The organism is Bacillus sp. SIMBA_008 (genome assembly GCF_046535495.1).
Lineage (GTDB): Bacteria > Bacillota > Bacilli > Bacillales > Bacillaceae > Bacillus > Bacillus subtilis.
The window spans coordinates 1-263 of sequence record NZ_JAWRWL010000645.1; the positions used below are offsets into that span (position 1 = coordinate 1).

General features: G+C 49.0%; 1 protein-coding gene. It reads left to right on the plus strand.

Going from position 1 to position 263, the window contains the following annotated elements; all coding sequences use genetic code 11:
- On the plus strand, window positions 1-263 hold a 263-nt coding region (locus SB658_RS24805), incomplete at both ends, for a solute carrier family 23 protein (RefSeq protein WP_410603061.1).

Here is a 263-nt window from a genome sequence, read left to right on the forward strand (position 1 = left end):
ATTTTTGATACAACGGGCACAATGATCGGAGTGGCTGAACAAGCAGGACTCATGAAAAAAGGCCAGCTGCCAAAGGTACGAAGAGCCTTGCTCGCTGACTCTGCTGCAACGACGATTGGTTCTATGTTTGGAACAAGCCCAACGACAGCTTATATTGAATCATCATCTGGGGTTGCTGCTGGCGGAAGAACCGGGCTAACGTCTTTAACGGTCGCTGCACTGTTTATTGTGGCATTGTTTTTCGGTCCGCTCGTTCAGGCTAT